Origin of the sequence: Hymenobacter sp. BT188 (assembly GCF_014333585.1) — a bacterium.
GTDB lineage: Bacteria > Bacteroidota > Bacteroidia > Cytophagales > Hymenobacteraceae > Hymenobacter.
This window is the reverse complement of the sequence record NZ_JACSCW010000004.1, coordinates 344,500-371,105: the sequence shown is the minus strand read 5'-3', so window position 1 is coordinate 371,105 and position 26,606 is coordinate 344,500. Positions and strand designations below refer to the sequence as shown.

Here is a 26,606-nt window from a genome sequence, read left to right as displayed (position 1 = left end):
TACTACCTATTGCTCACTAAGCCTTTTCTGGCTAACCCCGGAGGAGGCAATTGCCCACTTTATTACATGAAGAAGATATTTACCGGCTCCTTATTGGGCTGGTGCCGCGTTCTGCTTACATCCCTGCCCCTCCTCCTTTCTGCCCAAGCGTCAATTGGCGGCCCAATTTCATTGGAGGGCGATTGGAAAGGCTCGCTTACCGTTCCAGGGGGCAGCCTCCCCATCAGCATAACCGTTACGGAGTTGACCAATGGTACTCGTTTCGCCGTGCTCGACGTGCCCGCTCAGCGTATCAGCCGAGCAATCATGACGGTAGATGTGAAAGCTGACACCCTCATATTTGAAACCCGCGAACTGGGTTGCAGCTACACCTGCGTGCGGACCCCCGACGGCAAGCAGGTGCAGGGAAAATGGAAGCAGCAGGGTTATCAAACGACTCTGGCGCTAAACTTTTTTCCGCCGCCCGCCAGCCCACCCAAAAACTTCAAGTTTCCGCCGCCCTACCGGGTGGAGGATGTCGTGTTGACCAGCCCACGCGACAAAACTAGCCTGAGCGGCACTCTCACTATTCCGCCTGGTGAAGGTCCTTTTCCGGCCGCCGTGCTACTTTCCGATATGGGCCCCCACGACCGCGACGTGAGTTTGGGTGAGTACAAGCTATTTAATGCCCTGGCTGACTACCTTACCCGCCGCGGCGTAGCTGTACTCCGCCTCGACGACCGTGGAGTGGGCCAGTCGGCGGGCAGCCTAACCGCCCTTACCACCGCCGACCTGGTAAAAGATGCCCAAGCAGCCCTTAGCTTTCTGCGCACCCGCTCCCTCATTGACTTCAGTCAGTTGGGATTAATCGGGCATGGCGAGGGCGGCAATATCGCGCTATTGGCGGCGGCCCAGCCGTTGCCACCGAATTTTGTTATTGCTCTAGCCGCTTCGGGTTCTGTGGGCGACGAGTTGCTACTCCATCAGCCAGGGGTCTTTTTACAGGCTGGGGAAGCTGATACCATGCAGGAAAACCGGGCACGTCAGCTCCTTAAGCTACAGCAGGAGCTAGACCTAAAGGCCACTGAGCTGCGAGCCAAGGGTGCCAACGCCGCCCAAATAGAAACCTACATGACACAGCAGCAGGCACGCCTGCGGGCTGCCGATAAAAAACGGCAGGAAGCAATTATTAAGCAGCAGAAGACGTTGCTGGAAGTTATTCGCCAAACCCCCGACAACGCCCAGGCGCAGGCCATGCTCACCAACATGATTAGCCAGCTCAACCGCAGCCTGCCACTGGAGGCCGCGCAAACCAGAGCTGCCCAGATGACCTCCCCCTGGTACCGATCTTACATGGCTTTCAATCCGCAGCCAGAACTAAGCAGGGTAACTACGGCCGTCCTATTGCTGCACGGCACCGACGACACCCAAGTCAACTTGTCGAACCTGACGCTGCTGGAAAAAGGTCTAAAAGCCAATAAGCGCGTGCAGGCTATCCGTTTGGAGGGCATCAACCACCTTTTTCAAGCGCCTATAATGGAATGGCCCGTAATTAGCGGCGAACCCAAACCAATAGTTGCTCCTGCGGTGCAGCAAGACATTCTGGCTTTCATCCGTCAGACGTTTGCTCAATAGGCTCGCAATTCCCCTGGGGATGGCTTTCAATTACATGGTACCTTCCTTGCTCTACCGACTGTTCAGCTTTTCTTTAGCTGGCGCATTCGGTAGCAGTTCATGGCCGTTTCGCCAAGCTGCTCGATAAGGCGGTAGTTGGCCACTGCTCCCACTGCTGCCCCAATCACGGGCACCAGTTGGGCCAGTTTCGCTAGGTCGATATAGTCGCGGTACTCTTGCTGAAAGGTGCGCCAATCGAACTCGTTCACGTCAGTAGGCAGCGTGTGGCGGTACTCGTCCCAATTGGCGATGCGGCGGAATACCTCGTTGCGGGTGTGTTGACTGGAGAAAGCCAGTTGGAAGATGTGCAGCAGGTAAAGCCGCTCGGTGTAGTCGCGCACATCGTGGCCGTAGAGAGCGGCTACGTCGAAGAGCAGCTTGAGCTTGAGGCCCAGCAGCAATGGAAAATCGGCCAGACCCAGCAAAAAGCCCCCCGCGCCCGTTACAGCCCCTTCGGCCGACGCCGTGTTGCGGTAGTAGCGAATACGGGTGCGCACGGCCGTTTCCCGTTCCGCCCAAGGCGCTTCCAGCAGTGGCTGGCGCGTGGTGTGCATCGACCCAAACAACACCCCACGCACCATCTGCCGAATAGCCGTCGTAATGGCCTCATGCACGCGCTCGGGCAGCAGGGCATTCAACCGAATTTGCACCCGCCGCGTGAAGCGGTTCAGCAGCGTCGGCGACTTCTGCATGCGCTGTTGCCAGGCGCGGAGTTCGGTGAGAACTTGTTGGTCGGGGAAGTCCATGTAGGTAGTTACGTAAAACCGATAAGTAGTTTATATCTACGCTCCCCCACGTTACTTCAAGCTATAAATCTGCTCAATAATTTCCACCACCTTCACCCCTTCCCGAGCGTTCGTTTGAAATGAGTCACCACTCCTAACAGCCTCAATAACCTCTTCTATCACCTGTACATGGTTGGCGGCGCTGCCTTGGTAGAAGCCGTAGTGATTGGCAGGATTGGTGGGCAGTAGCGGCGGGCACTCGTAGTCACGGATGTGGCAGTGCTCCACTTTATCCATGTACTGCCCACCGATGCGCAGGCTACCGTGCTCCCCGATGACGGTGAGGCTGCTTTCCAGATTACGGTCCCAGACGGCGGTGCTGTAGTGCAGGGTGCCGGTGCCCCCGCGCACTAAGTCGAAAGTCACGAGGCCGCTGTCTTCAAACTCAGTAAGATGCTGGTGATTGAAGTTGTGGAAGTGGGCTTGGAGGTTAGTAACGTCGCCGAAAACCCAATAGAGTAGGTCGATGAAGTGGCTGAATTGGGTGAAGAGGGTACCGCCGTCCTTGGCGCGGGTGCCGTGCCAGCTGTCGGGGCGATAGTAGCGGGCGTCGCGGTTCCAGAAGCAATTGATCTGAACCATAAAAATGCCCCCCAGCCGGTTTTCCTCTATCACTTGCTTCAGCCAAACGGCCGGCGGTGAGTAGCGATTCTGCATTACTCCAACTACCAATCGGCTGGCCTGCGCGGCGGCAGCTAGAATCTGCTCGGCATCGGCGGTGCGCAGGGCCAAGGGCTTTTCCACCAGCACGTGCAGGCCACGGCGCAAACCGGCAATGGCCTGTGGTGCGTGCAAATAGTTGGGCGTGGCTACGGTGAGCACATCGGCAGCGGGACCTTGGGCGAGGTATTCTTCGAGCGAAGTAAAGAAAGGCACCCCAACAAATTCGGCGGCCAGTTCCGTATGCAACTCCGTCCGCGCATCAATTAAAGCGGTAAGCGTAGCGCCCGGCTGGCGCTGCACTAGCGCCGCGTGGCGTCGCCCGATGTGGCCCACCCCACAAATCACAAAACGAACTTCAGCCTGTTTGGCCCCAACGGGTAATAGTATACTCATGCAAGAGAGCGAGTTAAATTGAAAAACGCCCGGACAGTAGAAGTAATATAATGGAGTTGCGCCTCGCTCAGCATCGGGTGAATGGGTAACGATAGCACCGTATCACATAATTGCTCGGCCACCGGAAACTGCCCAGCCGGGTAGCCAAGGTAGGCATAGGCAGGCTGCAAGTGCACTGGCACCGGATAATATACCATGCTCGGTACGCCGTGCGCCCGCAGATATTCCTGAACCTGGTCGCGCTGGGGGGCTTTTTCCAGGGTCAAGGTGTATTGATGAAACACATGGCTGCTCTGTGGATCGCGGTATGGAATGCAGAGGCCAGAAATGCCCCCCAGCGCCGCATCAAAATAGTCAGCGATGCGCTGGCGGGCGGCAGTCCAGGTTGGTAGATGCGGTAGCTTTACGCGGAGCAAGGCGGCTTGCAGGGTGTCGAGGCGGGAGTTGAGGCCGATGTGCTGGTGGTGATACTTGCGGGTTTGGCCGTGGTTGGCGAGTTGTCGCAGGTAGGTAGCTCGGGCGGCATCATGCGTAAAAATGGCACCGCCGTCGCCGAAGGCTCCGAGGTTTTTGGCCGGAAAAAAGGATGTCGTGCCCACCTCTCCTACTGTGCCTGCATACGTCTGCTGGCCGTCAGCAAACCGATACGTAGCGCCAATAGCTTGAGCGTTGTCCTCAATCAGCGGAATAGCACGCCTAGTTGCAATCTGTTTCAGAGCCTCCAGATCAGCACATTGACCGAACAAATGCACCGCTAGTATTGCCCCCGTACGTGGTGTAATAGCCGCTTCTACCGCCGCCGGATCGAGGCAGAAAGTGGTAGGCAATACATCGACGAACACCGGCCGCAGGCCCAGCACGGCGGCGGCTTCAGCGGTGGCCACGTAGGTGAACGCAGGAAGAATAATCTCAGCGTCAGGGGGCAAATTCAGACTCATCAGCGCTAGTTGGAGCGCGTCGGTGCCGTTGGCGCAGGGTATTACATGAGGGCCGCCAAGATACGCGCTTAGCTCCTGAGCAAAGGCCGCTACGGCCGGCCCATTAATAAACTCCGCTTCTTGGAGCACGGTACGCAGGGCATCGTCGAGGGCGGGTTGCAGGGGAGCGTGCTGAGTTGCCAGATCCAGCATGCGAATGGGGGCGGGCGGCACAAGATTGGTGGGCAATGGGCAGGCAAATGAAGAGTGGGCGCTAAGCACCAAATATAGCTGCAACGCCCAAACTAGCAGCCCAAAGGGCACGCAACCACTACCCGTGCGCCTGCGTTTAGCCAACCGAGGATCAGGCTTCCACACTGATCATTTTATTTCAGACTTAACACCCTACTGCCATGTTTAAGAAACGAATAACCATGCATACCCTGGCCCTCTTGCTGATGGCTGGTGGCATCACTTTCTCGCAAGCCAGCTGTTCGCGCCAAGACCGCGCGGAGGTTTCGCAGGGAAGCGACCAGGCCTACAACGACTTCAAAAATTTTGTTGCCGAATCGGAAGCTAAAGCACAGGCGGCCAGCAATCAGGCTGAAGCCGATTACGAGCGTGAAACCACCCAGATGAAGGCCGACTACGATGCCAAAGTAGCGGCCGTAGATCAGTACGCCGACCAGTACGACGAGGCCCGCCGTCAGGAAATCGAGCAGCTTCGGACCCGTTACACCACCGCGTATGATCAGCGCGACCAGGCGTGGCGCAACAAAACCAATACTGCCGGCACTACTACCGGCGGCACCGACGCTACTACTGGCGTAGCCAGTGGCGCAGGCACGATGAAAGTGGGCAAATACTATAAGCCCACCAATCCGGCTGCTCAGCTCACTGCCGCCAACGCTCGTCAGACGTACGAGAACTTCACGCAAATGATCAAGCAGAACGAAGACCGCTACGACATTGACGATTGGCGTTACATCAATGCCGAGTGGCGGGCCTTGGATGAGGCATATGATGCCGTAAAAGGCGACATCAGTGCCAATGACTTAGCAGCTATTCAGAAGGAAAAGCTGAAGTATGCTGCCTTCAAGTCGGTTGATAAAACACAGGCGCGCGCCGCACAAGGAGCCAATGCCGTGAGTGGCGAGGCCAAAGAAGTGAAAGAAGAAACCGCCGACGAGCGCAGCAAAGTAGGCCAGGCCGTTAGCAACACCGCTTCTGATGTTAAAGAAACCGGCAAAGATGTTGGTAAAGGTGCCGCTAAAGTAGGCAAGAAAGTAGGTAGCGCCGTAAAAGGTGCTTACAAAGAAGTAAAGTCGGAAGTAAAAAACACTGACAACGACTAAGTAGCCATTTTCAAGTTTTCAGTTCCCAAAAAAGCCCCCCAGAAAATATCTGGGGGGCTTTTTTGGGAGTTTTCAGTAGTCACTGTTTCAAAGCCCGCAGTGCCCAGAGCAACTTCAGGATATCCAGGTTTCGCAACTGAGGAGTAGGCCCGAGTAACTGACGCCAAAGTAGCGGCTCAACTGGGCCTAATGCAATACGCGTAGCCGTACCTAAACCGAGGCGTTGCAGGCGCAAAGCCACTCGCAGCAGTTTGGTATCAATCCCCAAGGCTTCACTGCGATATAAGTACACCAGGTTCTCTACAGCCTGACGAGTGTTCAGCAGGAAAGCCTCACCAGCCTCCAGCCCATCGTGTAGCACAGGGTTATCCAGATGTTGCACCCTAATTCCTGCGGCCTGTAATCGCCACCCAAATTTGGTATCCTCATGCCCATAGCGCGTGAGCGTTTCGTCCAGTTTTACCTGGTTGAGTACATCCGCTTTCAGCAGAATATTCTTAAGCTTGAATTGAGAATGAGGATTCTGTTGACGCACCGACGCGGAAAAAGCCTCCCGCCTGCGTCCGTAGTGCCAACGCAGGTAGGTGGCAGCATCGGTGGGCAACGAGGAAGTGTATGTAGTGCCGCCCACCAGCACGGGAGCCTTCGTCTGGGCAATGGCTGCGGCGTAACGCGCCAAAAAGCGCGTATCAGGCAGATTTACGTTGTTGTCCAGCAGCAGAAGCCACGGCTGGCTGGCAATAGCAGCTAAGCGGTTGCGCGCAGCCGAGCGCCCAACATTATGGGGTAATTCCTGATAAATTACTTGTAGCGAATTAGCCAGCTTCCGATTGAGTTGCCGGTAATGCTCCGCAGAGCCATCATCCAGACAGATAATCTCTATGGCTCCGTCCCAATCCGGTGCCTGCTCCGCTAATGCCTGTACCAGACTGGTAACGTCACGATTGAAAACAGGAATCAGAATAGACAGACCGGGCATACACGTAAGCGGGGTCTTTTGAGGGTTGGCTGGCCGGTTGCTGAATTCGTTATTCAGTCAGCTTGAAGGAAACCTGGGCTGAATCAATCAATTGCCCGTTCTCACACTTCAGCACCCGCTTCGGGTACTGACGGATAATCTGGTAGTTGTGCGTAGCCATGAGCACGGCCGTACCCGCATTATTGATTTCCACAAACAAACGCATGATGTCAGCGGCTACTTCGGGGTCGAGGTTGCCGGTAGGTTCGTCGGCTAGCAGTAGCAAAGGTTCGTTGAGCAAGGCGCGGGCAATGACTACCCGCTGCTGCTCGCCACCCGAAAGCTGGTGGGGCATTTTGCTGGCCGAGTTGGCCAAGCCCACGCGCATCAGTACTTCCGACAAGCGATTCTGAATGCGGGCCTTACCGCTCCAGCCCGTTGCTTTCAATACGAAAATCAGGTTTTCGGCCACGGTGCGGTCGAAAAGCAGCTGAAAATCCTGAAAGATTATTCCCAGCTTGCGCCGCAGATACGGCACCTTGCCGGAGCTAAGCTTTTGCAACGGAAAACCGGCCACAGTACCTACGCCCCCACCCAGCGGCAAATCGGCATACAAGGTTTTCAGCAACGAGCTTTTGCCCGACCCCGTGCGACCCACCAGATAAGCGAACTCGCCTTTTTCGAGGGTGAAGGTGATCTTTTGCAGTACCGTATTCACGTCCTGCATAATGTAGGCGTCGTGGAGCTCAACAACGGGTACGGCGGAATCTGACATAGTAACTATAACGCGAAATGAATCTGAGCCTATTGCCACAGCGGGCAAATCAATGAATGCAATGGCTGAGGGGCTTTTTTAACGCAAAAGCTCAGACTTCCAGCTTTTGCAGCTTACCAAATTCCAGCCCGGCAATAACCCCGGCCAAAGCGTCTTCCTTGCCTTCCAGCCCGTAGCGGTGCAAATCTTTCAAAGGGCGGTCGGCGCGGAAGTAGGCAATCAGCACAAATTCCTCGTCGCGGAGCTGAATATAATCCGGGATTTTTGCCTTGCCTTTTACTTTGATGATGTACATAGGGAGAGAAGCTAGGATGTAAAAGCTGGAGAGTTAAAAGTCGAGAAGTTGCTCTTCGCTTCTAACTCTCCAGTACCTAACAGAATTATCCGTTCACCTTCTTATGATCGGCTAAGAACTGCGCTAAGCCTTTGTCGGTAAGCGGGTGGTTGAGCAATCCGGTGATGACGTTGAGTGGGCAAGTCACCACATCAGCCCCGATTTCAGCGCACTGAATCAGGTGCGGCACATGGCGCACCGATGCGGCCAACACCTGGGTTGGGTAGCCGTAGTTGCTGAAAATATCCACAATCTGCTGAACCAGCACCAGGCCATCGTGCCCGATATCGTCTAAGCGGCCCACGAAGGGTGACACGTAAGTAGCACCAGCTTTGGCGGCCAACAGGGCTTGCCCAGCCGAGAAAATCAGGGTGCAATTGGTCTTGATGCCCTTTTCGGAAAAGTGCTTGATGGCTTTCACCCCGTCGCGGGTCATGGGCACTTTCACTACGATATTGGGGTGCAGTTCGGCAAACATCTCGCCCTCGCGCACCATATCCTCGAAGGTAATACCAATAACTTCGGCCGACACATCGCCATCTACCATCTCGCAGATCTGCCGATAATGGGCCATAATGTTGTCCATGCCTTTGATGCCTTCTTTGGCCATCAAGGATGGGTTGGTAGTTACTCCGTCCAGTACACCGAGTTCGACGGCTTCCTGAATTTCACGGAGGTTAGCGGTATCAATGAAGAATTTCATGCGGCAGGTTATTACAAGAGAATGCCCCAAAGCTACCCATTTGCCGGCAAACGCGGCACTGGGTTTCGTTGGGGCATGGGCAAAAAAAAGCGAGCCAAAATCGCACCGCTCAACCGCCTACCCTTGCTACCTTCCGGTCCTGGGGGAGTTCAGCAGGAGCTGGTCGTTCTGACTCGCCGTTACAAAGATAGGCTACAGATTCGGCAGATGAAGCCCTTTGTCCCGATTATTTTATGATATGACAGCTAATCACAGAGTATCAACCACTTCACTTTGCTGCTTGTCCACCTGTGAATGGCCAGAATCTGCCAGTTGCGAAAACCAGCGCTTTTTCGCCTTGTATAAATAGCATCTGCGCTCTTTTTGCACGCTCGCATTAGCCTCCTTACCTTTGCCCATGCCCCAACAGATTCTGATTCTTGATTTCGGCTCCCAGTACACGCAGCTCATTGCCCGACGCATTCGCGAGTTGAACGTTTACTGCGAGATTCATCCCTACACGCACGCCCCGGCCCTCACTGAGGATATCCGGGGCGTGGTGCTTTCAGGCTCCCCATGTTCCGTGCGCGACCCTGAAGCACCCAATCCTGATTTAAGTCAATACCTCGGCCGCGTACCGGTGCTGGGTGTATGCTACGGCGCGCAGCTGCTGGCTCAGCAGGGAGGCGGCGAAGTATTGCCCGCTACTATCCGCGAGTATGGCCGCGCCCGCATCAGTCACCTCGACCACGGCAGCCCGCTTATGCGCGAGCTGAGCCTCGAATCGCAGGTTTGGATGTCGCACGGCGATACGATCAAAACGTTGCCCCCTGGCTACGAAATCATCGCTAGCACGCACGAGGTAGATGTGGCTGCGTATCATATTACTGGCCAGGACACCTACGGCATTCAGTTTCACCCCGAGGTAACGCACTCTACCCAAGGCAAAACGCTGATGCGCAACTTCGTAGTCGATATATGCGGCTGCGACCAAAGCTGGACGCCCGAGCATTTTGTAAGCAGCATGGTAGCGGCCTTGCAGAACACTATCGGCGAAACCGACCAGGTAATTCTGGGTTTATCCGGTGGCGTCGATTCAAGCGTGGCGGCTTTGTTGCTGCACGAGGCTATCGGCCCACGTCTGCACGGCATCTTCGTGGATAATGGTTTGTTGCGCAAAGATGAGTACGAGGGCGTATTGGAAGCCTATGAAGTGTTGGGCCTGAACGTGCGCGGCGTAGATGCTTCGCAGCAATTCTATTCGGCCCTAGCTGGTCTTTCTGACCCGGAGCTAAAGCGCAAAGCCATCGGCCGTACTTTTATTGAGGTATTTGAGCGCGAAGCCAAAAAGGTAGAAGGCGCCACGTGGCTAGCCCAAGGTACCATTTACCCCGATGTCATTGAGTCGGTATCAGTGAAGGGACCAGCCGTGACCATCAAGAGCCACCACAACGTGGGCGGCTTGCCGGAGCTGATGAACCTGAATGTGGTGGAGCCGTTGCGGATGCTCTTCAAAGATGAAGTGCGGGAAGTAGGTGCGGCCCTGAATTTGCCCCCCGACATCCTGAATCGTCACCCCTTTCCCGGCCCGGGCTTGGCCATCCGTATTCTTGGCGACATCACGCCCCAGAAGGTACAGCTGCTTCAGAAAGCCGATGCTATTTTCATCGACTCGTTGCGCGAGTATGGCCTCTACGACAAAATCTGGCAGGCGGGCGTGATGCTTCTGCCTATTCAGAGTGTAGGCGTGATGGGTGATGAGCGCACCTACGAGCAGGTAGTAGCTCTGCGCGCCGTGACCAGCGTAGACGGGATGACCGCTGACTGGGCTCACCTCCCCTACGACTTCTTAGCCCACGTATCTAATAAAATCATCAACCAAGTGCGCGGCATCAACCGCGTGGTGTACGATATCAGCTCCAAGCCACCCGCTACAATTGAGTGGGAATAGACTAGGTTTACACACAATAAATAAAATCCAAGTATAGGAAACTGATATCATTTATTTATTAGGCACTTCTTAACCTACTGATCTAGGTAATAGTCTCCTTTAGAGCTTTTGCTCCTCTTAAGCCATATGCTATAAAAAAGTCCCCCAGCAGATTGCTGGGGGACTTTTTTATGAGTGTATATTCATTGGCTAAGCTACCTCACGCTACATGTAACGATCTTCCTCTATTCTGTGTGAACCTGACAACTGCCGGACTGTCAGGTAGCCGAGCATTAAGAAAGCCGAAAATAGAATAGTCACGCCGTAGGTTGTAGGATGAGCAAAGGGGTGCACTATCCGGGTCAGGATATCATAGAATAAGGTGAGCGGATTGGTAAATACATCCCAGCTATTCCAGCGCAGATAGCGGCCCAAATAAATACCGAAGCTACTGAGCACAATGGCTATTGTGGCAAAGCTCCAACCGGCTATAGTGCCCATGCGACGCCGCACCAGGCCCTGCATTTCGATAAGGGAAGCGTAAGCCAGCATCAGCCCGTTCCAAGCACAGGTCAGGATAAGAGCCAGATCGTACCAGTAAGGCACGCCGGGGCGCTCAGCCAGATGGAATAAGTCAGTGAGAATGTAGGGCGCGTTCGGAAAAAACAGCAGCCAGATAGCGCCCGTTGGCAACAACAAGCGTCGCCGAATCGGTCCGGCGGCCAGGCCCAGCATGGTGCTAAGTCCGAATGGTATCAAGGCCAAAAACAGGTTCCACAGCAGGAACACAAACGTCAGCTCCTGCGTCATGAATACCCGAAAAGTAATCAGCACGACACTCAGGGTAATGGATGCGCCCAGCACAAACAGCAGTCCGAGACGCTGGCGCAGATGAGTTGTGGAAGGTAGCTGAGGCAGAGAAACAGGCATAAGCAGGCGAAGCGATGAGAGAAGTACCGTAACGACCAAGTGCACCATTTGGGTATAGCCGAGCCGCGCACACTTGCTAAAGATAAGACTTGACTTGGAAACTCAGAGCTGGGTTCTATCAGCCACTGATTGCGCCACTTGCTGGACGTGAATTCAAAAATTTGCCTCCTAGCGGCCACAGCAGTCAATCAGCAAGCCTTCGGCAGATATCATCCCCGCCGATCCTGCGTACCTTTGTATGGCGCGCGTGAGCATTCCCCAAACGCGCGTTTTCTCTCCCCCTTATTCCATTGCCCCTCCTCTATGAGGCACATGTACTCTCTTCGCTTACTTACCTGCCTTTGTTGTTTTTGGTGCCTGACTGTAGCGCCAACACCGGCCCAGACGACACCCGCTCGGCCGGCCAGCAAACCAGCTACTACAAAGCCGGCGACCACAAAAGCCCCCCAGACCGCTAGTACAGCTTCCACTAAAGCCGTAACTACCAATAAGCCAACAACACCGACCACAGCCCGCAAATTGCCCCCCACGGCGCCAAAAACGGCTACAGGGAAACCCCGCCCCGCTCTCCCCACCAATCTCAACTCTTCCGATCAGAACACGCGCTACCAAAACGGCAAGGTGCTGCTTGACCAAGGCCGTTACGACTTAGCGATGCAGGAGCTGGCGCCCCTTACGCCCCCTGCGGCTCGCTTCGAGCGTGGCGCTGAGGCCGCTTACTTGTATGCTGTAGCCGCTACCCGCGCTAAGAAGTGGGCTGAGGCAGAGCAAATGCTCAATCTGATTCGCGCCGAGTACGATAAATGGGAGAACCTACCCGAGGCCATGTTCCTGCAAGCACAAGTATCGTTTGAGCAGGGCGAGCCCGACAACGCTTTGCAGGTGCTTGAACAGATTCCGAACAAGACACTTGCTGCCGAGCAGGAAGGCATGAAGGCTACTTATTTGGCTCGCATTCAGGATAAAGCACTGTTTCAGAACCTATTACAGCGCTATCCCAAAGATGCGGCCGTAGGGCGAGCTTACGCCGACAAGCTGATAGCCGGTGGTTGGTATACAGAAGCTGACAAGCCCGTTTTGGAGCAATTAATCAAAGATTTTTCCCTCGACCGGGCCCGCTATTCGGCTATTCCCCAGGCTCAGAAAAAGGCCATTTACCGAGTAGCCGTCCTTCTGCCTTTCGAATTTAATGACCCAAGCTGGGAGAAAGTGCGTCGCAATCAATTTGTTACGGACCTGTATGCGGGCTTGCTGCTCGCCCAGGACTCCTTGCAGCGTGAAGGTCGCCCCGTGCAGCTTTTTGCCTACGATACCGGCGCCGACACAATCCAGTTGAAGCAAGTGCTCACCTTACCTGAGTTGGCCAGTATGGACATGATTATCGGTCCCATTTATAAGTCGGGCAGCAAACTGCTGGCCCGCTATGCCCAGCAGCGGCAGATTATTACCATCAATCCGCTTTCGCAGGATGGCAACCTGATTATCAGCAACAACTGGCATTATCTGTTCGAGCCCAGTATGGCAACGCAGGCCCAGGTAGCGGCTCAGTACGCCTTTCGCACTTTCAGCGGCCGCACGGCGGCGGTACTTCACGAAGACACCAGCGACGACTTAGCCTTCGCGCAAGCCTACAAAACGGCTTACGAAGCGCTGGGGGGCAAAGTACAAGTGTTGCGGCGTCTCAACTCCAACCTAGAAGAGTCGTTGATAGCCGGCTTTACGGGTGTCGACCTAGCTAGCCTGGGTCATTTAGTTGTTGCTTCCGACAACCGCAAGGCCGGGGCGTATACGCTTAAGCATCTCCAAAACCAGGCTGCACAACTGCCGCTTATTACCTACGGTTCGTGGCTGGAGAACCCGTCGGTGAACCCCAGCCGCCTCGATGCGCGCGATGTGTATCTGATTCATCGCAAGTACCTTGACCCTACAAGTTTTGGGGTGCGTCGCTTTCGCCAACTGTACGTGCAGCGCCACAATTTGCCCCCTAGCGTCTTTGCTCACTCGGGATTTGAGTTGCTGTACTACTTTGGTCACCAGTTGCATCAGCACGGCCCTGCGTTTCAACAGGGATTGGCCACATCCGGCCCAATTTCGGGCGTTCTTTTTCAGGGTATTGGCTATCCTAACGGCGCCCACGACAATCAATACGTACCGCTTATCAAGCTTGAACGATTGGAAGTAGAAGTGCAGAATCCGGTAGGCGGCCGTTAAGCTGAGCACCAGTATTCGCCTTACTTTATCTAGACTTTTACGCCTGTTCTCTGTTTTATCCCTATGAACTCAACATCACTCTCTCCTGCTCCTGAGCTTACTCTTACCACTAGCGAAGCTCTTTTTTCTCGCGCCAAAAACCATATTCCCGGCGGTGTTAATTCGCCGGTACGAGCCTTTCGAGCCGTAGGCGGCCATCCGGTATTTATGCAGTCAGCGCAGGGCGCTTGGCTCACGGATGTAGATGGCAACAAGTACCTTGATTTTATAAACTCTTGGGGTCCAATGATTTTGGGTCACGCCCCACAGGTTGTGGTCGAGGCTGTGCAGGCGGCCATTCCTAGCTCTTTGTCATTTGGAGCTCCGACTCGGCGAGAGGTAGAAATGGCCGAGTTGATTAAAGCCATGGTGCCCAGTATCGAAAAAGTGCGGCTAGTAAACTCTGGTACGGAGGCTACCATGTCGGCCATCCGCGTGGCGCGAGGCTACACGGGGCGCGACAAAATCATCAAGTTTGAAGGCTGTTACCATGGCCACGGCGACTCGTTCCTTATTGCGGCCGGCAGTGGCGCGCTCACGCTGGGCACACCCGATTCGCCGGGCGTGACTGCTGGCGTCGCCCGCGATACAATCACTGTTCCTTACAACGATACAGAGGCCGTGCGGCATGCTATTGAGGCCAACGCGGGCCAGGTAGCAGCGCTTATCTTAGAGCCGGTTGTCGGAAATATGGGACTGGTAGCGCCAGCCGAAGGTTACCTACAGGCTCTTCGCGATCTGTGCACCGAGCACGGCATCGTCTTAATTTTTGATGAGGTAATGACTGGCTTCCGCTTGGCCCGTGGTGGAGCGCAGGAGCTATACGGCATCAAGCCGGACATGACGACGCTGGGCAAAATCATCGGCGGCGGCATGCCTGTGGGCGCTTACGGTGGCCGCCAGGATATCATGGACAATGTAGCGCCCGCTGGCAAAGTTTACCAGGCCGGCACGCTCTCCGGTAACCCTATTGCCACGGCTGCTGGCATTGCTCAACTAACTTATTTGCAGCAAAACCCTGACCTGTACACCGAACTCGACCGCATCACCGCTCGCCTGGCTGATGGCACTCGCCAGATTGCTGCCGACCTTGGCTTGAACTACACTGTCAACCGTGTTGGCTCCATGTTCAGCGTGTTTTTTACTGATAAGCCAGTTCACAACCTTGAGGACGCCAAAACTTCTGATACAGAAGCATTTGGTCGCTATTTCCAGGCTATGCTGCGCCGGGGTATATACCTGGCACCGGCTCAATACGAAGCGCTGTTTGTTAGTACCGCCATCACCGACGAGCTGGTAGATGTGTATCTCACAGCCTGTCAGGAGTCTATGCGAGAAGCACACGGCTTATAAACGAATGATTTGTAAGGTAAAAAAGCCCCCTAGAAACTTTCTGGGGGCTTTTTTAGTGAATTGGGAATCGCGCGTGGGGCAAACGGGAATGCTTGGAAAAGAAATAGACAAGCCATTGGCTTCTGCGGTAATAGTCAGAGCTAGTATTCGGTTTGCCTGCATTTACCAGTTATTTGACAAGGTTGGTCGCTTTTTGCTCAAATATTGCCTTTCTCTATCGTAGCCATGAGCTAGCGGTTACCTTTGCGGCCAAACTGTAGCTCCTCTTATGGCCCAACTTCGTCTCTTTTCTTCCTTATTTGTGTTGTGGTGCCTGCTCGTGCCTGCCTCACAAATAGCACAAGCCCAGACACCCGCGGAGGCCAACAAGCGCTTGTTTGACCGAAGCATTGATGAGTTAAACTTTCGTACCATGGAAACCGTGTACGACAAGTCGTTTACCCGGCGCAAGTTTCCGGTTACGCTTCGCACTTACCAAGCCCGGCGCGAGTTTGACGACTTCAATAATAACGCTGACCTGAAGAAGCTGTTTCAAAACTACAACGATGTATCGGAGCGCTTTAAGAACCGTTTTGGCAAGGGTCGCCGCGATTTGGCCGAGTTTCAGAAGCAGCTCAACTCCGTCCTGATCGACAAGAACTTTGAGTTCTTTATCCGCGTGTTACCCCGCGATGAGCGGGTGGCACTTATTCGATCTTTGCAGCGGATTATCAAACAATCTACTGCCCAATTTAACGCATCCGAAGATCCGGCCCCGGAAGACCTGGCGGCTGATGGCGCGGCTGTGCCTCCCGCCGATGTTGATGCTGATCCGGAAGCGGCAGCACCGACCGAACCGCTCGAAGACCCCGCCCCGCAGCCGGAGGCCGGAGCGCCGGAATCTACTCCTGCCACGCCCACTAGTACTACCGACAGCCCCAAGCGCCACGATTGGGTTGACTACTTTACACTCCTGCTGGCCGGTACGTCTTCATTGCTTTTAGTTTATCTGATCGTGAGTGTGCTGCCTGATCTTCGTGCCCGTCTAGATGGGTTAGCTGATCAAATAGATCCGCAGGCTCAGCGCCGCACACCGCGCCGCGATGCGATGGACTTACCCGAAGACCGCTATGAAGAGGAAGACAATTAACAGCCAAGATGCTTTAAGCGGTGAGCAAATACGGCTCACTACAATGCCTCTTAATTGTTAATCCATTTTTATTACTTGAAATATGATTCTTACTGATCAGCAGATCCTGGCCGAAATAGAGCGGGGCAATATCGTCATTGAGCCCTACGACCGGGCTTGTTTGGGCACTAATTCGTACGACGTCCATTTGGGCCGCTACCTCGCAACATATCGCGATGCTGTACTCGACGCTCGTGCCCACAATAAGATTGATGTGTTTGAAATGCCCGACGAGGGCTTCGTGCTTCAGCCTGGCACTCTTTATCTGGGCGTAACGGAGGAGTACACGGAAAGCCACGCGCAGGTGCCATTTCTAGAAGGTAAATCCAGCGTAGGCCGCCTTGGTATCGATATTCACGCCACTGCCGGCAAAGGCGACGTAGGCTTTTGCAACACCTGGACGCTCGAAATATCCGTAACCCAACAGGTGCGCGTTTATCCTGGCATGCCTATCGGTCAGCTTATCTATTTCGCTGTGCAAGGAGATGTGCAGACATTCTACAATCGAAAAGCTAACGCTAAGTACAATGAGCGCACCGATAAGCCCGTTGAGTCGATGATGTGGAAAAATGTATGGTAAGAAAGGCTTGAAGTACCTGGGCCAAATAAGTAGTTATGTAGGTGCGCTTACTGGATAATGAAAATAAAAATTTGGCTAATAGCCGTGCTTCATTAGGTGAGTGCTGAACCCACTGGCACAGTTTTTCGTTACTATCATACACGACTGTTGTCGCAAGCTTTATGCTGTCCCGACCAGTAACAATTGATTTAGGAGCTGATAAACGACTGACACTGATGAGAAAGACACTTGCCACCGCTACCCTGGCTCTCACCGTTGCTCTCGGTGCGCAGGCTCAACAGAAGCCTGTCGCCTCTATGCCGCAGGACCAGACCCGCCCTACCCCACGACTGAACGCCGTGCAGGAGCGTGCCCAACGTCTCTCCGATCAAATGGCTCGGGAGTTGCGTCTCAATGGCTATCAGGCCACTAAGCTGCGCGCCATTAATGAAGATAAAGTTGCTAAGATGGCTGCCATCGAGCAGCAACATGCTGGCAACCCCACTCTCATTGAAGAGAAGTGCAAAGGTGTGTGCAAAGAGCGCGACAAAGAGTTAACTGCTGTGTTGTCGACCAACCAGTACAGCGACTACTATAGCTCTCGTAGCTCTTTCTATAAGTATGATAAAGACTATGCGGCTACGGCTTCCGATTTCCTTTTCGTGAATTCGGTGAAGAATCCGCTACCAGCTAACAGTAAGGGTGCCACCATTGGCCCGGCCAAAACAACCACCCCTACTCGTTCTGCTTCTAGTTCCGGTAACCGATAGCACCCCATATATCATAAAAAAGCCCCCCAGAAACTTTCTGGGGGGCTTTTTTATGATATATGGAAGCAGACTACTTGTTCTTGCTTTCTTCTTCCTCCAGATGCTGCATGAGCGTACGGCACAACTCCTGCATTTTGGCGGCCATAACCTTGTCGTTGGTAGCTGTAGTGATGCTTTCTGCCATTGCTCCGATGGTATCCACGTAGAAGCGCTTCATCTCATCAACGGGCATTTCCTTGGTCCAGAGGTCGATTTTCATAGTGCCCCGCTCGTCTCGGTCCCAAAGAGCGATGTTGATGGCTTTGGCGAAATGAATATCGGGACCAGCATCAGTAGCCTGCCAGCTGATGGCTTCCGGAACTTTCTGATCGTCGAGGGCAATACTAAAGCGAATTTCAGATTTCTTCATTACTTGAATTGCTAAATAGCCTTGAGTTAAATGGTTGATCGTTGCGGCCATGTTGTTGCCAGCAGAATGATCAGCCATTTAACCCAAGGCCATTTAACCATTAAAATTTAAACGTAGTTGTTAAGCATTACCGGCATCACCAGCATCAGAATGCTTTCGTTGTCGTCGGCAGTGGTTGGCATAAGCAAACCAGCGCGGTTAGGCGTACTCAGTTCCAGGGTAATTTCTTCGGAATCAATATTGGAAAGCATTTCGGCCAAGAAACGGGCATTGAATCCGATTTCCATATCCTCGCCCTCATATTGACAGGCCAGGCGCTCGCTGGCTTCGTTGCTAAAGTCTAGATCCTCAGCCGAAACTGTTAGCTCGGAGCCAGCCAGACGCAACCGAACCTGATGAGTCGTCTTGTTCGAATAGATGGAAATACGCTTTACCGAGTTCAGGAAATCGGCGCGGCTGATGATCAAGCGGTTCGGGTTGCTAACCGGAATTACGTTTTCGTAGTCAGGATAGCGCTCATCAATCAGGCGGCATACCAAGCGCATCTGGTTGAAGCTGAAGAAAGCATTGGAGCTGTTAAACTCAACTTTCACCGTGGTAGCCTCCGATGGCAACGCGCTTTTTAGCAGGTTGAAAGCCTTACGCGGAATGATCAGGTTAGCTGATTGACCTGCGCCTACATCCAAGCGGCGGTAGCGCAACAGACGATGACCGTCCGTTGCTACAAACGTAGCTTGGTTATCGGCCAATTGCACCAGAATACCGGTCATGGCTGGCCGCAGCTCGTCGGTGCTTACCGCGAAGATGGTTTTGTTGATAGCCCGTGCTAATGATGTCGATGGAATCTCAATCGGAGTTGAGCCCTTCACTACCGGAACGCGCGGGAAATCAGTGGCATTCTCACCGGCCAACTTATAGCGACCATTAGCCGAGCTTATCTCGATGGTGTACGTTTCCTCGTCGAGCGTAAACGTAACCGGCTGGTCGGGCAGGTTTTTGAGCGTATCCAGCAGAATGCGGGCGGGCGCAGCAATGCGACCTGTTTCGCGGGCTTCAACCGGCAGCTCGGTTATCATACTGGTTTCCAGATCGGAAGCCGTAATAGTCAACTTGCCGTCCTCAATCTCGAAAAGAAAATTCTCCAGAATGGGCACTACGGGGTTGTTCGTGACTACGCCGTTAATGCTCTGGAGCTGCTTGAGCAAGGCAGAAGACGAGACAATGAATTTCATATAGTGGGGGTTCGGCCAGGGTTGGGGTAAGGCGACAAAGATAGGAAACACACCCGGCTTTGCCAGCGCCAGCAGACAGGAATAACGCAACCTGCCAGTCAGGATTTTGGGGCAAAGTGTAGTATGACGAAAACCTTAAAATATTTGTCGCGTGACGGGGTTAGTAAAAGCTTTTTAAATGTTAAAAAACACGCTGAGCGACCTTGATAATACAGTATTGCATGAAATTGGCTAATGTTGATTTGCGCAAACAAAATCACTTTTTGAGTCTATGGCTATAGAAGTTTTACACCATCTAGTTTACCAAAGTGCCGCTACCCTACCCATGGGTGACAAGGAATTGCAAGCATTGCTAAAACAGGCCCGCGACTGGAATACGCAGCACCAGCTCACCGGCGTTTTGCTTTACAGTGAGCATAATATCATGCAGGTATTAGAAGGGCCCCAAGACGAGGTTCTCTATATCTTCAATAAAATTGAGCGCGATGTACGTCACCGCAACGTGACGAAGCTGGCTGATGGTGAGATTCAGCAACGTAATTTCTCCCAATGGTCAATGGGTTTCAAGGCGGTGGCTCCAAGTGACTTTCAGCATCTGGCTGGCTACCTGAACATCAATCAACCGGATTTTTTGCCCCCCAACCCGACGCAGAGTGACGCGTCTTTGCATTCGATCTTAGCCTCCTTCGTTACCGACGAAATTATCCGATTTTAAACGATGCATACCTACGCTTGCGCCGCCACGCCCGGAATAGCCCAAAAGCTCCCAGTAACACCAGCGGCGCGCCGATATTGAGGATTTGCCAGCGACGGCGCTGCTCCGCTATTTTCACTTTATCCAGCGGCCGCAGCATAATCTGCTTGCTGCGAACGGCGATGAGGCCGGTTTCGTCGAGCATATAATCGACGGCGTTCAGAGCTAGTTCGCGGTTGGCAAACTCGGTGTTAGCAAGTCGGTCGAAGCCAAGACGGAAGGGTTGGCCAGTTTTGGGGTCCAACTCGCTGCGCACAAAGTCGCCATCACCGATGATCAGGATTTTGCCGGGACGAGCATTGGCTGCGGTGGCCGGTTGAAACTGCGTGGTACCCGGCTGAGCACGATTAGCAAACAAGGAACGAAACTGTCCCTCCAGCAGATAACCAACTGGCTTGAAGCTCTCGCGGTAGAGCTTGGCATTGGGCTCCATGCGGGCATCGTTCAGATTGACAGGCACTGGTGAAGGCAACACACGGGTATAGCGTGAGGTGAACAGCAGCGGCGTTTTGCGAATACCTACTGCCTTTACCGTGTCAATGGTGCTCACAAACTTGGTGTACACTGCGTCGAGGTTGCGGGTGATAGGGTGCGGGCTAAACTGATTGATAAGTGGATAAAACTGCCACGGCATCGGCTCGACGGTGGGCTGGTCGCCGGTGGTGCCCGTCACAAGCGGGATTACGCCGGAGTTCAGGTCAAGTACTAGATTTGGGTTGATACGGGCGCCGTACTTAAATAACAGGTCTTCTAAGTTCAGCTGATACGGAAACGACAGCATGCCGCCGCGGGCCGCGCTGTCTAGATTGACGCGCATAGCATCCACGAAAAAGAGGGCTTTGCCCCCCTGTGTAATGAACTGGTCGAGCTTAAATTTTTCGATTTCAGTGTATGCTTGCTCGGGCTTCGCCACAATCACGGCGTCGAGGGTGCGCAGGTTGGGCACCGCGGCCAGATTGACCCGATATACATCGTAGTACTCCTGCAACGAGCCAATCAGGTCGCCGGCTTGGGCGTTGGTCAGTTCTCCGTGACCTTCCACCACTCCAATAATTTTGCGGCGGCCAGGGGACAATTTGCGGATGTTGCTGGCCAGCTCATACTCCAGACCTTCAATGCTCTGATTCAGGCGCACATCAGAAGACGCGGTTTGGTTGCCGCGCAAGAGCAGCACTTGCTTCTCGCGCGGACCAACGGCCACGGTAGCCCAGGGAAAAATGATTTTCTCAACCCGCTTACCATTTTCAGTAGCTGCCAGATTAGTGGGGCGCAAGCCTTTCTTAATCAGGGTTTCATAGTACTCACTGCGCGCTTTCTCGGAGCTGGCAGCGGAAGGATCGACGAATACGTAGCGCAAATTTGCCCCCCCGAATACCTGCATTTCATTCAGGGTTTCGCGCACAGCCTGCTGAAGGCGGCGAAAGGCGGGCGGAAAGTCACCGTCCAGATACACCGTGACCGTCACTGGCTCCGGCAGATTTTGTAGCAGCTGTTTGGTAGCCGGCGACATGGTGTAGCGCTTTTCCTCCGTCAGATCGAGGCGAAAAAAGAGCCGCTGTCCGACGAAGTTGAAAAGCAAAAGCAGACCGATGATCAGCAGAAATCGGGTGAGGTCGCGGCGCTTGCGAGAAGATTGAATCGGTGGTTCGGGCATGTTGTGTGGGGCTTGCATCCTAGCTTTTCTCTGTAGGGTCAAGATGTAAGCAGTGTTACCAATTGCGGCTTTGCAGCACTAACCGCGTAGCTAAAAGCAGCCCGGCTATCAAGCTAAAAAAATACGTCAGGTCGCGGGAATCGATGAGTCCTTTGCTGATGTCACGGTAGTGAGCGGCAATTCCCAGCTGACTGATGTAGTAAGCGGCGCTGCCTTCAAAGACGGAAGCCAGGGAATCGAAACCTGAATACACCAAAAAACAACCAACAACGGCCACCAAGAAGGCAATTATTTGGTCACGGGTGATGGCAGAGGCAAATACACCCATGGCCACAAATACGCCAGCCAGCAGCGCCAGCCCCAGATAAGAGCCCACCGTAGCCGCTGAATCGATGTTGCCTTCGGGGTTGCCCAGCTTATACACTGAATAATAATAGAGCAGCGTGGGCAGCAATGCGAGCAATGCCAACAGCAGACAAGCCAGAAATTTGCCCCCCAGAATCTGCCCATCGGTGAGCGGACGGGTTAGCAGCAGCTCAATGGTGCCTGCCTTCTTTTCCTCCGCAAAGGTGCGCATGGTGATGGCCGGAATCAGGAACAGAAAGATCCAGGGAGCAATATTGAATAGGGTTTGCAGGTCGGCGTAACCGTAGTCAAGCACGCTACTATCTGGAAACACCCACACGAACAGCCCAGTAGCTACCAGAAAAACGCCCAGCACAACGTAGGCGACTGGTGAGCTAAGGAAAGCATTGAATTCTTTGCGAAGAATGGCAAACATTGGGTCAATAAGTGAAAGAAGGTGGTCATGCAAAGCGAAGTATTTCGCGTGATTAATGGGACTTCTAATCAAACGTCAGCACTCGAGATGCTTCGCTGTGCTCTGCATGAACGCCTAGTGATTTCATTTAGTCAGATTCTGGAAGACTTGCTCCAGCGACTGTTCTTCCTGCCGTAGCCCCAGCAGCACCCAGCCTTCCTGGGCCGCGAGGCGCGAAATTGCTCCCCGGACATCAGCGCCGGCGCTGGCCCGGATGTGATACATGTTCTGGGGGGCAATTTCGACACTCGTAATGCCTGCCAGAGCGCGCAAAGGAGCTGGGTCGATAGCCTGCTCAAACTCGGCGCGGATAAGCGTATCGCCGGCGGCACGGGCACCTAAGTCGCTCACCGAGCTATCTGCCACCAGCTGGCCCCGATTGATGATAACGACGCGGGTACACAGAGCCGTTACCTCGGGGAGAATATGGGTGGAGAAAATCACAGTTTTGTCTTCCCCTAGCTCCCGAATGAGCGTGCGAATCTCGCCAATCTGGTTGGGGTCGAGGCCAGTAGTAGGCTCGTCAAGAATGAGTACGCCGGGGTCGTGAATGAGAGCCTGAGCCAAGCCTACGCGCTGCCTGTAGCCTTTCGATAAGGCTCCAATCTGCTTGTTCTGCTCCCGGCCCAGCCCTACCCTATCCACCATGGCCGCCACGCGGCGGCGCCGGTCAGCACCTTTCAGCCCGTGCACGGAGCCAATAAATTCGAGGTACTCATGCACATACATATCCAGGTAAAGTGGGTTGTGCTCAGGTAGATACCCAACTTGGCGGCGTACTTCCAGCGGCTCGGCCAGCACGTCGTGGCCGGCTACGCGCACGGTGCCGGCGCTGGGGGGCAAATACCCGGTCGCAATCTTCATGGTCGTGGACTTACCGGCCCCGTTTGGGCCCAGGAAACCCAGAATCTCGCCTTTACCTACCGAGAACGAAATATCATTCACGGCCGCTTGAGTACCGAAATTTTTGGTCAGATGCTGTATTTCAACCATAGAATGTAGCGCGAAGCTCCAGCTTCCGGCATCGTTGCGCCAGCTAAAACGGAGCGCCCCGACAGTTTCGTACAATAAAGCGTGAAGCTGGAGCTTCGCGCTACAAGTTTACTTTTTAGGCTGTAATGGCCGCATTTCCATATCCACAATGTGGAAATTAAATGGAGTTTGCAGCGCATAAACAATGGTGTCGGCAATATCCTCAGGCTGCATCATGTGCTCGTTGGCGTCGGTGCCGGGGATATCATCGAAGAAATTGGTTTGCACCGAGCCCGGATACAGGCAGGTTACTTTAATGCCATCGTTGCGCACTTCCTTAAACAAGGACTGTGAAAAGCCTCGAACAGCGAACTTAGACGCGCAATAGCCCGCCATTTTCTCTATGCCGGTTGTACCAGCAATAGACGAGATGTTTATGATATGCCCAATTTGCTGACGCTTCATGGCAGGCAACACGGCCTGGCAGCAATAGAACGTGCCGTGTACATTGGTATCAAACATCGTGTGCCAGTCGTCGGCCGAAAAGCCATCTACCGGACCGGCAATGCCCAGGCCAGCGTTGTTCACAAGCACATGCACCTCAGCACCGAGCTGAGTAATTGTTTTGGCAAACGCGACTTGTACACTGGCTTGCTTGCGCACGTCGCACTCAAAAAAATGGAAGTGCTCATGCTTCAAATCCTTCGGGCGGGTACGTCCCCAGCCGGCCACTATGGCGCCTTGATCCAGCAATGCCTGCGCTGTGGCCAGGCCAATCCCTTTGCTGACGCCCGTTAGAATAGCTACCTTGCCGGTCAGGTCCATAGTTTGGTATGTTGCGAGTGAATAGTTGGTTGCAAGTTAGCTGCCCGCAGCGGCTTTTTCGCAGTTGGGTAAGTCTGCTGGTGTTGATGGCATGGCTTTCGAGCTGCGCGAAGGACCACGAAGGCGACTGTTTTAAAAGTACGGGCAGCATCGTGACGGAGCGCCGGGCGCTGCCACACTTTCAGGATTTAGTCACCTACACCAACGTAGATGTGACGCTGGTACAGGATACGACCATAGCTGAACCCTATGCCGAGATCCGAACGGGCAAAAACCTACAAGAGGATATCGAGCTTCAGGTAGAAGATGGACGGCTTACTATTCGCAATACGAGCCGCTGCAACTGGGTGCGTCGCTACGACACGCCGCGCGAAGTGACCCTGCACGTAGCCAGCATCCGCGACGTAGCCTTATTGGGCGCGGGCAACATCAGTACTTCCGGCAACTTCCGCGTCAGCACCGTTTTCTTTCACCTCGTAGGGGCCGGCGACTACGACCTCGACCTAACCAGCGACATTGTGTATCTGGATATGTACGAATTAGGGGATGTGCGCCTGCGCGGCGCGGCCGATGAGCTAAGTCTAATCGTGGGCGGGCTTGGCTCAGTGCGAGCCACTGACTTGCAAACCAAGCGTTGTTTTTTTGAGCTTACCCGCAGCAGCGACGGATCAGCTTACGTCAGTGCTTCCGACGTTGTGGGGGGCACCCATGCCGGCACCGGTACGCTTTACTACAGCGGCAATCCGGCTGCCATCGACATCCGGGTAACCGGCAAGGGCAAGGTAGTAGAGGTCAATTAACAATGGGCTTACCAGCGACTGGCTAAATATCGCCTAGCTGCGGCCGAATCAACAGTTCTTCCACCACCGCCTGCGGCGACAAGGTGTAAGCTCCGAAAATGGCTTCAGCTACGTCTTCGGCCTTAATAAAGCGCTCGGGGGGCAAATCGGCGCCTTCCCAGCTAGCCGTAAGGGTAGCCCCCGGCAACACAGCCGTCACCCGGATACTCTGCTCTTTCAGCTCTTCGCGCAAGGCTTTCGTCAGGCCAAGCAAGGCAAACTTCGCTACGCTGTAAGCGCCGCCACTGGGGTATGCCCGCAGACTGGCCACCGAGCACATGGTGAAAATATGCCCCCCACCATGCGCTAACATGCTGGGCAGCAAGGCGCGGGTTACATCATAAGTGCTATACAGGTTCACGTCGATCATGTGGCGCAGCACCGATCCATCCTCGGTGTCATCCTGTAGGCGGCCGGGCGTAAAGGCTCCGGTATTGTTTACCAACACCTCAATTTTGCCCCCCAGAGCCAGCACGAAATCGGTGAAGCGGCGGGCCTCGTCGGGTTGGCTCAGGTCGGCGGAAAGCGTATAGAGTTCACTGCCTGGAATTGCCTGCTCTATATCAGTGGCGAGTGTAAGCAAATCGGCGGTAGAGCGGGCGCAGGTAACCACCGCGAAGCCAGCCCGCGCAAAGCGCATGACCACAGCCCGCCCAATTCCCTTCGTTCCCCCGGTAACAATGATATATTTTTTCATTCCTTTACTTGTTGAGTTCGTTTTTACGTAGGGTTACCAAACGCGGGCCGAGCATTTGTTGAGGCGTAGCTGTTTGCTCTGCAAGTTCCTGTATTTCTCCCTTCCTTCTTCCGCTTTATGGTCAAAAACTTCGGTGAGTTTCTGCTTTTCATTCAAAGTATGGTCACGCGGACCGAGCGCCTCAAAACGCTTTGGCAGCGCACCCTCGAAGAGTCCGTAATTATTGGCTTCGATTCGGTTTTCATCGTCGCCATCGTCAGTGCATTTATTGGAGCTGTTACGTGCGTTCAGATTTCCTATAACCTGGTTAGCCCGCTCATTCCAAAATCGACCATTGGCTTTATGGTGCGCGAAATGACCATCTTGGAACTGGCGCCTACCATCACCAGCATTGTATTGGCTGGTAAAGTCGGTTCCAGCATTGCGGGTGGCTTAGGCACGATGCGCATCACCGAGCAGGTAGCAGCCTTGGAAGTAATGGGCATCAACTCAGCTTCTTATCTAGTATTGCCCCGTATTGTGGCGGCCATTCTCATGTTTCCGCTGCTGGTTATTCTGGCTATGGCGCTTTCTATTTTGGGCGGCTACTTAGCAGGCACGCTCACCGGCGCTATTTCAGCCCAGGAATATATTGAAGGTCTCCGCACTGATTTTATTCCTTACAACATCGCCTTTGCCTTAATCAAATCGGTCGTATTTGCCTTCCTCGTGTCGGCTATTTCATCGTACAAAGGCTACTTTACCACGGGCGGCGCATTAGAGGTAGGAGCAGCCAGCACCGGTGCCGTAAACAACTCTATTATTGCTATTCTGATAGCCGACTTCGTGTTAGCAGCGCTGCTTTTGTAAAGCAGTAAGTTGGGCGTAGGATGGCAACACAGAGCCCCTCGCCCAATTGTCCCGCTCTAACCCCTTCTTTTATTATCTGT

Annotated in this window: 26 protein-coding genes and 1 other RNA gene; 11 read left to right on the top strand and 16 right to left on the bottom strand. The window is 53.9% G+C overall.

What is annotated here, in order from left to right; genetic code table 11:
- Positions 1–66 precede the first annotated feature (66 nt).
- Entirely contained in the window at positions 67–1,614 is a 1,548-nt protein-coding gene (locus H8B13_RS13035) for an alpha/beta hydrolase family protein (RefSeq protein ID WP_187311244.1), read from the top strand.
- 62 nt (positions 1,615–1,676) lie between these two features.
- Here H8B13_RS13035 and H8B13_RS13030 read toward each other — a convergent pair whose 3' ends face one another.
- The 3 genes from H8B13_RS13030 to H8B13_RS13020 are packed head-to-tail and all read right to left on the bottom strand — an operon-like array spanning position 1,677 to position 4,660.
- Positions 1,677–2,399 (bottom strand): EcsC family protein, encoded by a 723-nt coding sequence (locus H8B13_RS13030; RefSeq protein ID WP_187311243.1) that lies wholly within the window; start codon positions 2,397–2,399, stop codon positions 1,677–1,679.
- A gap of 51 nt (positions 2,400–2,450) precedes the next feature.
- On the bottom strand, positions 2,451–3,494 hold the full coding sequence (locus tag H8B13_RS13025; protein WP_187311242.1) for a Gfo/Idh/MocA family protein: 1,044 nt from the start codon (positions 3,492–3,494) through the stop codon (positions 2,451–2,453).
- Complete coding sequence (locus H8B13_RS13020; protein ID WP_261990359.1) at positions 3,491–4,660, bottom strand: DegT/DnrJ/EryC1/StrS family aminotransferase; 1,170 nt, start codon at positions 4,658–4,660, stop codon at positions 3,491–3,493. The genes H8B13_RS13025 and H8B13_RS13020 overlap by 4 nt, the downstream gene beginning before the upstream one ends.
- Positions 4,661–4,824: 164 nt before the next feature.
- Here H8B13_RS13020 and H8B13_RS13015 point away from each other — a divergent pair, with 164 nt between their 5' ends.
- Complete coding sequence (locus H8B13_RS13015) at positions 4,825–5,766, top strand: hypothetical protein (RefSeq protein WP_187311241.1); 942 nt, start codon at positions 4,825–4,827, stop codon at positions 5,764–5,766.
- 79 nt (positions 5,767–5,845) lie between these two features.
- On the opposite strand, the gene H8B13_RS13010 is transcribed toward H8B13_RS13015, so the two are convergent.
- From H8B13_RS13010 to ffs, 5 genes are all read right to left on the bottom strand, one after another.
- On the bottom strand, positions 5,846–6,745 hold the full coding sequence (locus tag H8B13_RS13010) for a glycosyltransferase (RefSeq protein WP_187311240.1): 900 nt from the start codon (positions 6,743–6,745) through the stop codon (positions 5,846–5,848).
- 49 nt (positions 6,746–6,794) lie between these two features.
- Positions 6,795–7,499, bottom strand: a complete 705-nt coding sequence (locus H8B13_RS13005) for a cell division ATP-binding protein FtsE (protein ID WP_187311239.1) — start codon at positions 7,497–7,499, stop codon at positions 6,795–6,797.
- Positions 7,500–7,590: 91 nt separating this feature from the next.
- Complete coding sequence (locus tag H8B13_RS13000; RefSeq protein WP_187311238.1) at positions 7,591–7,794, bottom strand: fructose-6-phosphate aldolase; 204 nt, start codon at positions 7,792–7,794, stop codon at positions 7,591–7,593.
- An 85-nt stretch (positions 7,795–7,879) separates the two neighbouring features.
- Positions 7,880–8,536: a fructose-6-phosphate aldolase gene (gene fsa / locus H8B13_RS12995; protein WP_187311237.1), complete on the bottom strand. Its 657-nt coding sequence runs from the start codon at positions 8,534–8,536 to the stop codon at positions 7,880–7,882.
- 83 nt (positions 8,537–8,619) lie between these two features.
- An RNA gene (ffs, locus tag H8B13_RS12990) (signal recognition particle sRNA small type) lies at positions 8,620–8,716 on the bottom strand.
- Between the two features lie 217 nt (positions 8,717–8,933).
- Between ffs and guaA the strand changes: the two genes are divergently transcribed.
- Entirely contained in the window at positions 8,934–10,466 is a 1,533-nt protein-coding gene (guaA, locus tag H8B13_RS12985) for a glutamine-hydrolyzing GMP synthase (RefSeq protein WP_187311236.1), read from the top strand.
- A 204-nt stretch (positions 10,467–10,670) separates the two neighbouring features.
- On the opposite strand, the gene H8B13_RS12980 is transcribed toward guaA, so the two are convergent.
- On the bottom strand, positions 10,671–11,375 hold the full coding sequence (locus H8B13_RS12980; protein ID WP_187311235.1) for a DUF1361 domain-containing protein: 705 nt from the start codon (positions 11,373–11,375) through the stop codon (positions 10,671–10,673).
- Between the two features lie 303 nt (positions 11,376–11,678).
- On the opposite strand from H8B13_RS12980, the gene H8B13_RS12975 reads away from it, so the two are divergent.
- From H8B13_RS12975 to H8B13_RS12955, 5 genes are all read left to right on the top strand, one after another.
- Positions 11,679–13,586 carry an ABC transporter substrate-binding protein gene (locus tag H8B13_RS12975; protein ID WP_187311234.1) on the top strand — a complete coding sequence of 636 codons (1,908 nt, stop codon included), beginning with the start codon at positions 11,679–11,681 and terminating at the stop codon, positions 13,584–13,586.
- Between the two features lie 63 nt (positions 13,587–13,649).
- Positions 13,650–14,978, top strand: a complete 1,329-nt coding sequence (gene hemL, locus H8B13_RS12970) for a glutamate-1-semialdehyde 2,1-aminomutase (protein ID WP_187311233.1) — start codon at positions 13,650–13,652, stop codon at positions 14,976–14,978.
- Positions 14,979–15,246: 268 nt separating this feature from the next.
- Positions 15,247–16,107: a hypothetical protein gene (locus H8B13_RS12965; protein ID WP_187311232.1), complete on the top strand. Its 861-nt coding sequence runs from the start codon at positions 15,247–15,249 to the stop codon at positions 16,105–16,107.
- 82 nt (positions 16,108–16,189) lie between these two features.
- Complete coding sequence (dcd, locus tag H8B13_RS12960; RefSeq protein ID WP_187311231.1) at positions 16,190–16,726, top strand: dCTP deaminase; 537 nt, start codon at positions 16,190–16,192, stop codon at positions 16,724–16,726.
- 215 nt (positions 16,727–16,941) lie between these two features.
- Positions 16,942–17,475 (top strand): hypothetical protein, encoded by a 534-nt coding sequence (locus H8B13_RS12955; RefSeq protein WP_187311230.1) that lies wholly within the window; start codon positions 16,942–16,944, stop codon positions 17,473–17,475.
- Positions 17,476–17,545: 70 nt separating this feature from the next.
- Here H8B13_RS12955 and gldC read toward each other — a convergent pair whose 3' ends face one another.
- Both gldC and dnaN read right to left on the bottom strand, forming a co-directional pair.
- On the bottom strand, positions 17,546–17,884 hold the full coding sequence (gene gldC, locus H8B13_RS12950; protein WP_187311229.1) for a gliding motility protein GldC: 339 nt from the start codon (positions 17,882–17,884) through the stop codon (positions 17,546–17,548).
- Positions 17,885–17,991: 107 nt separating this feature from the next.
- Entirely contained in the window at positions 17,992–19,116 is a 1,125-nt protein-coding gene (gene dnaN, locus H8B13_RS12945) for a DNA polymerase III subunit beta (RefSeq protein ID WP_187311228.1), read from the bottom strand.
- Positions 19,117–19,387: 271 nt separating this feature from the next.
- On the opposite strand from dnaN, the gene H8B13_RS12940 reads away from it, so the two are divergent.
- Positions 19,388–19,831: a BLUF domain-containing protein gene (locus H8B13_RS12940; protein ID WP_187311227.1), complete on the top strand. Its 444-nt coding sequence runs from the start codon at positions 19,388–19,390 to the stop codon at positions 19,829–19,831.
- Here the strand turns inward: H8B13_RS12940 and gldG are convergent.
- From gldG to H8B13_RS12920, 4 genes are all read right to left on the bottom strand, one after another.
- Complete coding sequence (gene gldG / locus H8B13_RS12935) at positions 19,818–21,524, bottom strand: gliding motility-associated ABC transporter substrate-binding protein GldG (protein WP_261990358.1); 1,707 nt, start codon at positions 21,522–21,524, stop codon at positions 19,818–19,820. The genes H8B13_RS12940 and gldG overlap by 14 nt on opposite strands.
- A 55-nt stretch (positions 21,525–21,579) precedes the next feature.
- Positions 21,580–22,305: a gliding motility-associated ABC transporter permease subunit GldF gene (gldF, locus tag H8B13_RS12930; protein WP_187311226.1), complete on the bottom strand. Its 726-nt coding sequence runs from the start codon at positions 22,303–22,305 to the stop codon at positions 21,580–21,582.
- 123 nt (positions 22,306–22,428) lie between these two features.
- Positions 22,429–23,337: a gliding motility-associated ABC transporter ATP-binding subunit GldA gene (gldA, locus tag H8B13_RS12925; RefSeq protein WP_187311225.1), complete on the bottom strand. Its 909-nt coding sequence runs from the start codon at positions 23,335–23,337 to the stop codon at positions 22,429–22,431.
- Positions 23,338–23,445: 108 nt separating this feature from the next.
- Entirely contained in the window at positions 23,446–24,141 is a 696-nt protein-coding gene (locus H8B13_RS12920) for an SDR family oxidoreductase (protein ID WP_187311224.1), read from the bottom strand.
- Positions 24,142–24,227: 86 nt separating this feature from the next.
- Here H8B13_RS12920 and H8B13_RS12915 point away from each other — a divergent pair, with 86 nt between their 5' ends.
- Complete coding sequence (locus H8B13_RS12915) at positions 24,228–24,941, top strand: GIN domain-containing protein (RefSeq protein WP_187311223.1); 714 nt, start codon at positions 24,228–24,230, stop codon at positions 24,939–24,941.
- Between the two features lie 22 nt (positions 24,942–24,963).
- On the opposite strand, the gene H8B13_RS12910 is transcribed toward H8B13_RS12915, so the two are convergent.
- Positions 24,964–25,677, bottom strand: coding sequence for an SDR family oxidoreductase (locus tag H8B13_RS12910; RefSeq protein ID WP_187311222.1), 714 nt, complete (start codon positions 25,675–25,677; stop codon positions 24,964–24,966).
- A 117-nt stretch (positions 25,678–25,794) separates the two neighbouring features.
- Between H8B13_RS12910 and H8B13_RS12905 the strand changes: the two genes are divergently transcribed.
- Complete coding sequence (locus H8B13_RS12905) at positions 25,795–26,526, top strand: MlaE family ABC transporter permease (protein WP_187311221.1); 732 nt, start codon at positions 25,795–25,797, stop codon at positions 26,524–26,526.
- Positions 26,527–26,606: the final 80 nt, after the last annotated feature.

Excerpts from the sequence above, each read along its gene's own strand:
- guaA (WP_187311236.1), top strand. The coding sequence starts at position 8,934 with ATGCCCCAACAGATTCTGATTCTTGATTTCGGCTCCCAGTACACGCAG.
- gldA (WP_187311225.1), bottom strand. The coding sequence starts at position 23,337 with ATGGTTGAAATACAGCATCTGACCAAAAATTTCGGTACTCAAGCGGCC.
- H8B13_RS12940 (WP_187311227.1), top strand. The coding sequence starts at position 19,388 with ATGGCTATAGAAGTTTTACACCATCTAGTTTACCAAAGTGCCGCTACC.
- H8B13_RS12915 (WP_187311223.1), top strand. The coding sequence starts at position 24,228 with ATGGCATGGCTTTCGAGCTGCGCGAAGGACCACGAAGGCGACTGTTTT.
- H8B13_RS13005 (WP_187311239.1), bottom strand. The coding sequence starts at position 7,499 with ATGTCAGATTCCGCCGTACCCGTTGTTGAGCTCCACGACGCCTACATT.
- H8B13_RS12910 (WP_187311222.1), bottom strand. The coding sequence starts at position 25,677 with ATGAAAAAATATATCATTGTTACCGGGGGAACGAAGGGAATTGGGCGG.
- H8B13_RS12980 (WP_187311235.1), bottom strand. The coding sequence starts at position 11,375 with ATGCCTGTTTCTCTGCCTCAGCTACCTTCCACAACTCATCTGCGCCAG.
- H8B13_RS12955 (WP_187311230.1), top strand. The coding sequence starts at position 16,942 with ATGAGAAAGACACTTGCCACCGCTACCCTGGCTCTCACCGTTGCTCTC.
- H8B13_RS13030 (WP_187311243.1), bottom strand. The coding sequence starts at position 2,399 with ATGGACTTCCCCGACCAACAAGTTCTCACCGAACTCCGCGCCTGGCAA.
- dnaN (WP_187311228.1), bottom strand. The coding sequence starts at position 19,116 with ATGAAATTCATTGTCTCGTCTTCTGCCTTGCTCAAGCAGCTCCAGAGC.
- H8B13_RS12905 (WP_187311221.1), top strand. The coding sequence starts at position 25,795 with ATGGTCAAAAACTTCGGTGAGTTTCTGCTTTTCATTCAAAGTATGGTC.
- H8B13_RS13025 (WP_187311242.1), bottom strand. The coding sequence starts at position 3,494 with ATGAGTATACTATTACCCGTTGGGGCCAAACAGGCTGAAGTTCGTTTT.
- H8B13_RS12965 (WP_187311232.1), top strand. The coding sequence starts at position 15,247 with ATGGCCCAACTTCGTCTCTTTTCTTCCTTATTTGTGTTGTGGTGCCTG.
- H8B13_RS13015 (WP_187311241.1), top strand. The coding sequence starts at position 4,825 with ATGTTTAAGAAACGAATAACCATGCATACCCTGGCCCTCTTGCTGATG.
- H8B13_RS12975 (WP_187311234.1), top strand. The coding sequence starts at position 11,679 with ATGAGGCACATGTACTCTCTTCGCTTACTTACCTGCCTTTGTTGTTTT.
- H8B13_RS13035 (WP_187311244.1), top strand. The coding sequence starts at position 67 with ATGAAGAAGATATTTACCGGCTCCTTATTGGGCTGGTGCCGCGTTCTG.
- fsa (WP_187311237.1), bottom strand. The coding sequence starts at position 8,536 with ATGAAATTCTTCATTGATACCGCTAACCTCCGTGAAATTCAGGAAGCC.
- gldC (WP_187311229.1), bottom strand. The coding sequence starts at position 17,884 with ATGAAGAAATCTGAAATTCGCTTTAGTATTGCCCTCGACGATCAGAAA.
- H8B13_RS13010 (WP_187311240.1), bottom strand. The coding sequence starts at position 6,745 with ATGCCCGGTCTGTCTATTCTGATTCCTGTTTTCAATCGTGACGTTACC.
- dcd (WP_187311231.1), top strand. The coding sequence starts at position 16,190 with ATGATTCTTACTGATCAGCAGATCCTGGCCGAAATAGAGCGGGGCAAT.
- H8B13_RS13000 (WP_187311238.1), bottom strand. The coding sequence starts at position 7,794 with ATGTACATCATCAAAGTAAAAGGCAAGGCAAAAATCCCGGATTATATT.
- gldF (WP_187311226.1), bottom strand. The coding sequence starts at position 22,305 with ATGTTTGCCATTCTTCGCAAAGAATTCAATGCTTTCCTTAGCTCACCA.
- hemL (WP_187311233.1), top strand. The coding sequence starts at position 13,650 with ATGAACTCAACATCACTCTCTCCTGCTCCTGAGCTTACTCTTACCACT.
- gldG (WP_261990358.1), bottom strand. The coding sequence starts at position 21,524 with ATGCCCGAACCACCGATTCAATCTTCTCGCAAGCGCCGCGACCTCACC.
- H8B13_RS12920 (WP_187311224.1), bottom strand. The coding sequence starts at position 24,141 with ATGGACCTGACCGGCAAGGTAGCTATTCTAACGGGCGTCAGCAAAGGG.